Source organism: Mesorhizobium sp. P5_C1, from assembly GCF_054049815.1.
In genome coordinates, this window is record NZ_JBFULQ010000195.1 from 1 (window position 1) to 9,540 (window position 9,540).

The 9,540-nt window shown below is 64.1% G+C and carries 9 protein-coding genes; 7 read left to right on the plus strand and 2 right to left on the minus strand.

Going from position 1 to position 9,540, the window contains the following annotated elements; translation table 11 throughout:
- The first annotated feature begins 285 nt into the window (after window positions 1–285).
- Window positions 286–630: a RidA family protein gene (locus ACXJ7R_RS16740; protein ID WP_095085854.1), complete on the plus strand. Its 345-nt coding sequence runs from the start codon at window positions 286–288 to the stop codon at window positions 628–630.
- 178 nt (window positions 631–808) lie between these two features.
- Here ACXJ7R_RS16740 and hutC read toward each other — a convergent pair whose 3' ends face one another.
- Window positions 809–1,549, minus strand: coding sequence for a histidine utilization repressor (hutC, locus tag ACXJ7R_RS16745; protein ID WP_457152810.1), 741 nt, complete (start codon window positions 1,547–1,549; stop codon window positions 809–811).
- Window positions 1,546–2,898, minus strand: coding sequence for a formimidoylglutamate deiminase (locus ACXJ7R_RS16750; protein WP_457152811.1), 1,353 nt, complete (start codon window positions 2,896–2,898; stop codon window positions 1,546–1,548). The genes hutC and ACXJ7R_RS16750 overlap by 4 nt, the downstream gene beginning before the upstream one ends.
- A 98-nt stretch (window positions 2,899–2,996) precedes the next feature.
- Here ACXJ7R_RS16750 and hutI point away from each other — a divergent pair, with 98 nt between their 5' ends.
- From hutI to ACXJ7R_RS16780, 6 genes are read left to right on the plus strand one after another with little or no spacing between them, the layout of a single operon-like run.
- Window positions 2,997–4,232 (plus strand): imidazolonepropionase, encoded by a 1,236-nt coding sequence (gene hutI, locus ACXJ7R_RS16755; protein ID WP_457152812.1) that lies wholly within the window; start codon window positions 2,997–2,999, stop codon window positions 4,230–4,232.
- Window positions 4,229–5,767: a histidine ammonia-lyase gene (gene hutH / locus ACXJ7R_RS16760; RefSeq protein ID WP_457152813.1), complete on the plus strand. Its 1,539-nt coding sequence runs from the start codon at window positions 4,229–4,231 to the stop codon at window positions 5,765–5,767. The genes hutI and hutH overlap by 4 nt, the downstream gene beginning before the upstream one ends.
- Window position 5,768: 1 nt before the next feature.
- Window positions 5,769–6,581: an N-formylglutamate deformylase gene (gene hutG / locus ACXJ7R_RS16765; protein WP_457152814.1), complete on the plus strand. Its 813-nt coding sequence runs from the start codon at window positions 5,769–5,771 to the stop codon at window positions 6,579–6,581.
- A 23-nt stretch (window positions 6,582–6,604) separates the two neighbouring features.
- Complete coding sequence (locus ACXJ7R_RS16770) at window positions 6,605–6,979, plus strand: hypothetical protein (protein ID WP_095085839.1); 375 nt, start codon at window positions 6,605–6,607, stop codon at window positions 6,977–6,979.
- Window positions 6,976–8,649, plus strand: coding sequence for a urocanate hydratase (hutU, locus tag ACXJ7R_RS16775; protein WP_457152815.1), 1,674 nt, complete (start codon window positions 6,976–6,978; stop codon window positions 8,647–8,649). The genes ACXJ7R_RS16770 and hutU overlap by 4 nt, the downstream gene beginning before the upstream one ends.
- Before the next feature lie 11 nt (window positions 8,650–8,660).
- Window positions 8,661–9,248: a HutD/Ves family protein gene (locus ACXJ7R_RS16780; protein WP_457152816.1), complete on the plus strand. Its 588-nt coding sequence runs from the start codon at window positions 8,661–8,663 to the stop codon at window positions 9,246–9,248.
- Window positions 9,249–9,540 lie beyond the last annotated feature (292 nt).

Genomic DNA, 9,540 nt, shown 5'->3' on the forward strand with positions numbered 1-9,540 from the left:
GCGTCAGGTCGCGGAAGGTCAGGCAGGTATTTGTCATTCTGCGATCCGTGAGGGCAGCGAAAACGGGCTGCTGGTAGTGGCCGATTGGATATGTGATGTTATTACATTAGTCAACAAGCCAATCGGGCGGAATTGCGACTGCCGGGTCAACTTGGGTCAACTTGCCGTGTGTGGACATCACACGCCCTTGGCCCAAAGGGATTTGCCAAGGGATTTGACTGGGCGACCTTGCCCGAAGCCGGCCGCAACTTTAAAGAAGCGCGACCACAAAGGAAGGAACCTCCCATGAGCATTCGTCGCATCGATGTTGGCCCGCGCATGAGCCCGATCGTCATCCACGGCAATACCGTCTATCTGGCCGGCCAGGTTGGTCAGCCGGGCGGCAACGTCGCGTCGCAGACCAGGGATGTCCTGGCGACCATCGACGGACTGCTGGCCAAGGCCGGCTCGGACAAGACCAAGATCCTGCAGGCGATCATCTGGCTGGCCGACATGAGCACCTTTGCCGAGATGAACGCGGAATGGGACAAGTGGGTGCCGCAAGGCAATACGCCCGCCCGTGCCACCGGCGAAGCAAAGCTCGCCGGACCGGAATATCTGGTCGAGATCATTATTACCGCAGCGGTTTGAGGCGCAGCGCTGGCGAATTCAGCGCGCCAGTGGCGCGCTGAAAGGCCGGCGAACGCCGGGAGGCTGCCGTAGGCAGCGGGGATCCGGGCTTGCTCGACTGCCTCCGCTATGGCTCCAGGCGTTCGGCGTTCGAAATGCCAAATCGTTGGCTTTTCGCCGGCCTTCAACTGGACACACCTCACCCCTGCGACGGCCTGAATCGCGCCACCAGCGTGTGGCTGTCGGCGGGGTAGGTGAAGCGCACATAAGTGACCGGGTGTTCGGCGCTCCATGTCCGCCGCTCGACCACCAGGCAGGGCGCGCCGGCCGCGATGTCGAGTGCCGCCGCGACCTGCTTGTCGGCGCCGACCGCACGAATGCGGTGCTCGGCTTCGCTCCACGGCACGCGGCCGATCAGCCACGGGCTGGGTGCGATKGCCAGGAATTCCTCGTCGGCCGCTTCCGGCACGGCGGTGAGGTTAATCAGCCGCTGCTCGTGCGCGAACGGCCGCTTGCCGGCGAAATGCCGGCATTCCAATGCCAGCACCGGCCCGGCGGCACCAAGCTCCAGCAAGGCGCGATCCTCGGCGTCGCTGCGCCTTTTGTGCCGTGTCACGCGCTCGTAGCGATAAAGCAGGCCGAGCGCTTCGACCTCGACCCGGATGTCATTGATCTCCAGCACCGCAGCTTGCGACTGCGGTTGGCGGACAAAGCTGCCTGAGCGGCGCCGCCGCTCGATCAGCCCCGCCTTGGCAAGCTGCGACAGCGCCTTGTTCACTGTCATGCGCGAGCAATTGTATTGCGCGCTCAGTTCATGCTCGAACGGGATGCGATGGCCGGGCGCCCAGGCGCCGGACAGGATCTTTTCGCTGATGTCGGACAGGATGCGCTGGTGCAGCGAGACGCCGCCTTCCGCATCCGCCGTCTCGATCATGCTCATGCCGAAAGCGCCGTCATCACGCTGCGAAACCGCTCGGCGATGGTCTCGCGCCTTGCATGACGGCCGCCGCTGACCTGCTTGTTGCCATGCACCCAGACGCAGTCGACCTTGCTGCCATTGGCGAAGATCCAAGCGTCGAGGATCGCGTCACCGGTCTTGCCGGCCAGCGAGGGGTGATTGCCGTCGAGCGAGACGAGATCGGCGGATGCGCCCGTGGCGATCTCCGAGGCGCCGGCCCCAAGGGCAACGCTGCCGCCGTCGAGCGCGGCATCGAACAGCGCGCGTCCGGTCGAGCCGCCGGCCACGGCCAGCACATTGCGGGCGCGGTGCGCAAGGCGCTGCGAATATTCGAGCTGCCGCAGCTCGTCGGGCAGGCCGATCAGCACATTGGAATCGGAGCCGACGCCGAAGCGGCCGCCATGCTCCCCGAACAGCGGCGCTGCAAAAGTGCCGTCACCGAGATTGGCCTCGGTGATCGGGCAAAGGCCGGCGATCGCGCCGCTCCTGGCCATCGCGACTGTTTCCGCATCGGTCATGTGCGTGGCGTGGATGAGACACCAGCGTTGGTCTACTTTCGCGTTGGCCAGCAGGAATTCGACCGGTCGCGCGCCCGACCAGGCAAGGCAGTCCTCGACTTCCTTCACCTGCTCGGCGACGTGGATATGGATCGGCCCATCCGGCGCCATGGCGGCCACCTCAGTTAGTTCCTCAGCTGTCGCGGCGCGCAGACTGTGCGGAGCGACGCCGACAACAGCTTGATTCAAAGTGCGAACGCATTCCAGGCTTTTCTCAACAAGCCTGGAGAAGCGATTCACATCGTTGATGAAACGCCGTTGGCCTTGGTTTGGCGCGGCCCCGCCGAAAGAAGAGTGCGCGTAGAACACCGGCAGCAGCGTCAGGCCGATGCCCGTTTCGCCGGCCGCCGCCGCGATGCGCTCGGCCATCTCGGCAGGGTTGGCATAGGGCTTTCCATCGCGGTCGTGATGCAGATAGTGAAATTCGCCGACGCGTGAAAAGCCGGCCTCCAGCATCTCGACATAGAGCTGCGCGGCAACCGCCTCGACCTGGTCGGGCGTCATCGACAGGGCGAAGTGGTACATCACCTCGCGCCAGCTCCAGAAACTGTCGGCGGAAGGCCCGCGAAGCTCGGCCAATCCGGCCATGCCGCGCTGGAATGCATGGCTGTGCAAATTGGGCATACCGGGCAGCAGGATCGCGTAGCGTTCGTCGCCTGCCACGGCGGTCGCACCCGGCTCGACAGTTGTTATGCGTCCCTTGGCCAAGGTGATCCGCACATTGCGGTGCCAGCCATTGGGAAGGAGCGCCTGTTCCGCGAAGATGTCAGTCACTTTTCTCTCCGGTTCCCTGTCTCATATGCGATGATGGCACTTGCAGTGCGTTTCAATATGTATATACATAATCGCCACCGATTGAAACGGAAAAGATGATGGCTGCAGAGAGCAAAAGCCGGGCAGGGGGTCTTCGTCTATGGCGCAATGCGCGCCTGGCGACCATGGCCGAGGGAGCCGCCGGACTTGGCGTCGTCGAACACGGCGCGGTCGCGGTTCGTGATGGCCGCATTGTCTATGCCGGCCCTGAATCGGGCATGCCCACAGCGCTTGCCCAAAATGTCGAGACGATCGATTGCGAGCAGCGCTGGATCACGCCCGGCCTGATCGACTGCCATACCCATCTGGTCCATGCCGGCAATCGCGCCAATGAATTTGAGATGAGGCTCGCCGGCGCCACATATGAAGAGGTCGCCAGGGCCGGCGGCGGCATTGTCTCTTCGGTCAAATCCTTGCGTGCCGCCGGCGAAGACGATCTGGTCGCGCAATCGCTGCCGCGCCTCGATGCGCTGATCGCCGAGGGCGTGACGACGGTAGAAGTAAAGTCGGGCTATGGGCTCGATCTGGAAAACGAAATGAAGTCGCTGCGCGCCGCGCGGCGGTTGGGCGGTGAGCGGCCGGTGACGATCCGCACGACCTTCCTTGGCGCCCATGCGTTGCCGCCGGAAGCCAAAGGCGACAAGGACGCCTTTATCGATCTGGTCGCAAGAGAAATTCTCCCGGCGGTCGCCGCCGAGGGGCTGGCCGATGCCGTCGACGGGTTTTGCGAAGGCATTGCCTTTTCTCCGGAGCAGATGGCGCTCGTGTTCGATGCCGCCAAGGCGGCAGGCTTGCCGGTCAAGCTCCACGCAGACCAGCTCTCCAACCTGCATGGCGCCGAACTCGCCGCCCGCTATGGTGCGCTGTCGGCCGATCATCTCGAATACACAGACGAGGCAGGCGCCGTGGCCATGGCGAAGGCGGGAACCGTGGCGACGATCCTGCCCGGTGCCTACTATTTCATTCGCGAGACCAAGAAGCCGCCGGTGAGCCTGTTCCGCCAGCACGGCGTCAGAATGGCGGTCGCCACCGACAACAATCCCGGCACCTCGCCGCTGACCTCGCTGCTTTTGACTATGAACATGGCGGCGACCCTGTTCGGCCTGACGGTCGATGAATGCCTGGCCGGCGTTACCCGCGAGGCCGCCCGCGCGCTCGGCCTGCTGGGAGAGACCGGCACGCTCGAAACCGGCAAATCCGCCGATCTGGCGATCTGGAACATCGAGCGCCCCGCTGAACTCGTCTACCGCATGGGCTTCAACCCGCTGCATGCCCGCATCTGGAGAGGACAATGACCGAACTGACCCTGAAGCCCGGCAATGCGACGCTGGCCGACTGGCGCGCCATCTACCGTGGCGCCGTGCCCAAGCTTGACGATGCCTGCCAGCCAAAAATCAAGGCGAGCGCCGAGGCGGTCGCCAGGATCGTCGCCAAGGGCGAGCCGGTCTATGGCATCAACACCGGCTTCGGCAAACTGGCCAGCGTCCGCATCCCCGCCGCGGACCTCGAGACCTTGCAGCGCAACATCGTGCTGTCGCATGCCGCCGGCGTCGGCGAGCCGATGCCGGTCGCTGTTTGCCGGCTGATGATGGCGCTGAAGTTGGCCAGCCTGGCGCAGGGCGCCTCCGGCGTGCGGCCGCAGACCATCGAGTTGCTTGAAGCGATGCTTGCCAACGACGTCATCCCGGTGGTGCCGGCGCAAGGCTCCGTCGGCGCCTCCGGCGACCTTGCCCCCCTGTCGCACATGACGGCGGTGATGATCGGCGTCGGCGAATGCTTTACCCCGCATGGCCGTTTCCCGGCCAAGGTCGCCTTCGTCTCGCACGGGTTGGAGCCAGTGACATTGGGCGCCAAGGAAGGCCTGGCACTGCTCAACGGCACGCAATTCTCGACGGCCTATGCGCTGGCTGCATTGTTCGAGGCCGAAGTGCTCTACCAGTCGGCGCTGGTCGCCGGCGCCTTGTCGACCGATGCGGCAAAGGGCTCCGACGCGCCCTTCGATCCGCGCATCCATCAACTGAGAAAGCATCGCGGCCAGATCGAGACGGCGGATGCGCTGCGCAATCTGATGGCCGGCAGTGCCATCCGTGAATCACACCGCGTGGGCGACGAGCGCGTGCAGGATCCCTATTGCCTGCGCTGCCAGCCGCAGGTGATGGGTGCGGCACTCACCGTCCTGCGTCAGGCGGCGGACACGCTGGGCACCGAGGCCAATGGCGTCACCGACAATCCGCTGATTTTCGCCGAGGACGATACCGCACTTTCCGGCGGTAATTTTCATGCTGAGCCGGTGGCCTTTGCCGCCGACATGATCGCGCTGGCCGTCTGCGAGATCGGCTCGCTGTCGGAGCGGCGCATCGCCATGCTGGTCGACCCCGCGCTGTCGGGCATGCCGGCGTTCCTGACGCCCAAGCCCGGCTTGAATTCCGGTTTCATGATCCCGCAGGTGACGGCGGCGGCGCTCGTTTCCGAGAACAAGCAGAAAGCCTATCCGGCCAGCGTCGATTCCATCCCGACCTCGGCCAACCAGGAAGACCACGTTTCGATGGCAGCGCATGGCGCGCGCCGGCTGATCGGCATGGTCGAGAATGCGACGGCGGTGATCGGCATCGAGTTGCTGGCCGCAGCGCAAGGCTGCGATTTCCATGCGCCACTGGCATCGAGCAATGCCCTGGAAGCGGTGCGCAAGCTGGTCCGGGCCGAGGTGCCGCATCTCGACAATGACCGCCACTTCCATCCTGATATGGAAAAAGCCATCGCCATGGTGCGCAGCGGCGCGACCGTCAAGGCGGCCGGCGCGGTAACACTGCCTTCGATCTCGGGAGCCTGAGATGACCGACTGGCTTACAGTGACGGAAGGCACGGCACCTCTGCTGGTGTCGATCCCGCATACCGGCATCGATCTCGTCGGCATCGACAACCGGCTGGTCTCGCCCTGGCTCGGTCGCCGCGACTGCGACTGGTGGATCGACCAGCTCTACGATTTCGCCGCCGGCCTTGGCGCGACAGTCGTGCATACGTCGATCTCGCGCACCGTCATCGACGTCAACCGCGATCCCTCCGGCGCCTCGCTCTATCCCGGGCAGACGACGACGACGCTTTGCCCGACAGAGACTTTCGACGGCGATCCGCTTTACCTGCCCGGCGAGGAACCGACGCCGGCGGAAATCAGCCAGCGCTATCAGTCATATTTCGCGCCCTACCATGAAATGCTCGGGTTTCAGGCGACCAGGCTGCGCGGCCTGCATCYGAAGGTTGTCATCTATGATTGCCACTCGATCCGCTCGGTTCTCCCGCGTCTGTTCTATGGCACGCTGCCGGTGTTCAATCTCGGCACCAATGACGGCCAGACCGCCGATCCGGTGCTGCAGGGCCTGGTCGGCCAGATCATGGCCGAAAGCGGCGACAGCTACGTCATCAACGGCCGTTTCAAGGGTGGCTGGATCACGCGCTACTTCGGCAATCCGCAAGGCGGCTTCCATGCGCTGCAGATGGAACTTGCCGATCGCGGCTACTTGCATGAGCCCGAGGGCAAAGGTGAACCGGACAATTGGCCGGTGCCCTATGATGCCGCGTTCGCCGCACCCATGGCTGCGAAGCTGAAGAAGATTCTCGAGACCGCGATCACCTGGGCGCAGAGCTGACATCGAAACATCGGGAGGATGTCATGAACCGCCATGCCAGGATCGGCTTTCTCGCCATTCTGTTCGCAGCGACGCTGGTTTTCGGCGCGTCAGCCGATGAGGTGAAGATGAAGGGCGCCAATATCCTCGCCACCTTGAAAGGCGCGCATGTCGAAGGGCCGGACTGGACACAGAGTTTCGACGACGGCGGAGCCACCATCTACACAAAAGGCGGCACCCAGTCTCCCGGGCGTTGGGATGTTCGTGGCGACCAGTACTGCTCGCTATGGCCGCCTTCGGATGTCTGGGCCTGCTACGCCATGACCATCGATACTTCCGACCCTGCCCATGAGCAGGTCACCTGGATCAGTGCTGACGGCCACCGCAACGCCGCGCACCTCATTCGAAAGGGACAATGATGAACAATCCTCGCCACAACATCCGCGAAGTCCGCAGCCCGCGCGGCACGGAAATCAGCGCCCGCTCCTGGTTGACGGAGGCGCCGCTGCGCATGCTGATGAACAATCTCGACCCGGACGTCGCCGAAAACCCCAACGAGTTGGTTGTCTATGGCGGCATCGGCCGGGCGGCGCGCACCTGGAACGACTTTGACCGCATCGTCGCCTCGTTGAGGACGTTGGCCGATGACGAGACCTTGCTTGTGCAGTCGGGCAAGCCGGTCGGCGTCTTCCGCACCCATCCCGACGCGCCGCGCGTGCTGATCGCCAACTCCAACCTGGTGCCGCACTGGGCGACATGGGAAAAGTTCAACGAGCTCGATAAGAAGGGTCTGATGATGTACGGCCAGATGACGGCCGGCTCGTGGATCTACATCGGCACGCAAGGCATCGTGCAGGGCACCTACGAGACCTTCGTCGAGGCCGGCCGCCAGCACTATGGCGGCAATCTCAAGGGCAAGTGGATCCTGACCGGCGGCCTCGGCGGCATGGGCGGCGCCCAGCCGCTCGCCGCAGTTATGGCCGGCGCCTGCTGCCTGGCCATCGAATGCAACCCGGATTCGATCGATTTCCGCCTGCGCACCCGCTATGTCGACGAGAAGGCCGAGACGCTCGACGAGGCGATGGCAATGATCGAGCGCTGGACCAAGGCAGGCGAGGCGAAGTCGGTAGGCCTGCTCGGCAATACAGCCGAGATCGTTCCAGAAATGTTCAGGCGCGGCATTCGCCCTGATATGGTCACCGACCAGACCTCGGCCCACGACCCCATCAACGGCTACCTGCCCAAGGGCTGGACGATGGCTGAGTGGCGTGAGAAGCGCGTCAGCGACCCGAAGGCAGTTGAAAAAGCCGCCCGCGCCTCGATGCGCGAACATGTCGAGGCGATGGTGGCGTTCTGGAACGCCGGCGTGCCGACGCTCGACTACGGCAACAACATCCGCCAGGTGGCCAAGGAGGAGGGGTTCGAGAACGCCTTTGCCTTCCCCGGCTTCGTGCCGGCCTATATCCGTCCGCTGTTTTGCCGCGGCATCGGCCCGTTCCGCTGGGCGGCCCTGTCGGGCGATCCCGAGGATATCTACAAGACCGACGCAAAGGTTCGCGAACTGACGCCCGGCAACACCCATCTGCACAACTGGCTCGACATGGCGCGCGAGCGCATCGCCTTCCAGGGCCTGCCGGCGCGCATCTGCTGGGTTGGTCTTGGCGACCGGCACAGGCTCGGCCTCGCCTTCAACGAGATGGTGGCCAAGGGCGAGCTCAAGGCGCCTGTCGTCATCGGCCGCGACCATCTCGATTCCGGCTCAGTCGCCTCGCCGAACCGCGAGACGGAATCAATGAAGGACGGCTCGGACGCGGTGTCCGACTGGCCGCTGCTCAACGCGCTGCTCAACACCGCATCTGGCGCCACCTGGGTATCGTTGCACCATGGCGGTGGTGTCGGCATGGGCTTCTCACAGCACGCCGGCATGGTCATCGTCGCCGACGGTACGCGTGAGGCGGCTAGGCGCCTCGAGCGGGTGTTGTGGAACGACCCGGCGACCGGCGTCATGCGCCACGCCGATGCCGGCTACGACATCGCAGTCGAATGCGCGAGGGAGCACCAGCTCAACCTGCCCGGCATTCTCGGGTGATGGACTGACTGATGCGCGTCCTGCGGGCAGCCGGATACAAGTCCATGCCGTGGAAGAACGGCGGCGGGGTGACTACCGAGGTCGCCGTCTCGCCTGCCGACGCCGGGCTAAATGACTTCGACTGGCGCGTCTCGATGGCGCGCGTCGAAGGCAGCGGTCCGTTCTCGCAATTTGCCGGTATCGATCGCACGCTTGCAGTGCTCGAAGGCGAGGGCATCGTGCTGGATGTTGCTGGCCGCCCGCCGATATCAGTCACTGGGGCGACCGCCCCACTTTCCTTTCCGGCTGACGTGGCGACCGCGGCCGCGCTGATCGGCGGGCCGATCACCGATCTCAATGTCATGACCCGCCGCAGCCGGATGACGCATTCGGTCGAACGCCTTATGGTTTCGAACCCTGTGGAAATCAGGACCGGGACCGGGACGACCCTCGTCCTGTGTTTGAACGGCGAAGTCACCGTGCCCGGCACCGAGCCGGTCCACCTCGGGCCGCTCGACACGCTGCTGCCCGGCCCGGACACCGCCAGCCTCTTTATCCAGCCCGTCCAGGAGACGACGCTGTTCGTGATCCGGATCGGCGGCATCTCCGGCAACGATTAACGCTTGTTTCCAAACATGATCGCGATGCCGGCGAAATATAGCGTAAGCTATCGGCGGCATCACGAAAAAGCCTGAATCCTCCCCGTCGATCGAGCTTGACGGGAGAAGGGGCGCTCGTCTTGGAATTTTTGCTGAGAGATAACGCCCTGTCGTGGTGCGGAAACAAACTTTCAGCAAGTGGGATTATGCAACCAATTGCATTTGAATCGGTTTTAGGGCCATTGCCGTGGCGGTGACGCCGCTCAGTGTCCGCATACGGAATTTTCAATGAATATTCAGACGACCCCTGCCC

Bases quoted from the DNA above. Each gene is read 5' to 3' on its own strand.
- hutI (WP_457152812.1), top strand. From the start codon at position 2,997: ATGGCTGCAGAGAGCAAAAGCCGGGCAGGGGGTCTTCGTCTATGGCGC.
- ACXJ7R_RS16740 (WP_095085854.1), top strand. From the start codon at position 286: ATGAGCATTCGTCGCATCGATGTTGGCCCGCGCATGAGCCCGATCGTC.
- hutH (WP_457152813.1), top strand. From the start codon at position 4,229: ATGACCGAACTGACCCTGAAGCCCGGCAATGCGACGCTGGCCGACTGG.
- ACXJ7R_RS16780 (WP_457152816.1), top strand. From the start codon at position 8,661: ATGCGCGTCCTGCGGGCAGCCGGATACAAGTCCATGCCGTGGAAGAAC.
- hutU (WP_457152815.1), top strand. From the start codon at position 6,976: ATGATGAACAATCCTCGCCACAACATCCGCGAAGTCCGCAGCCCGCGC.
- ACXJ7R_RS16770 (WP_095085839.1), top strand. From the start codon at position 6,605: ATGAACCGCCATGCCAGGATCGGCTTTCTCGCCATTCTGTTCGCAGCG.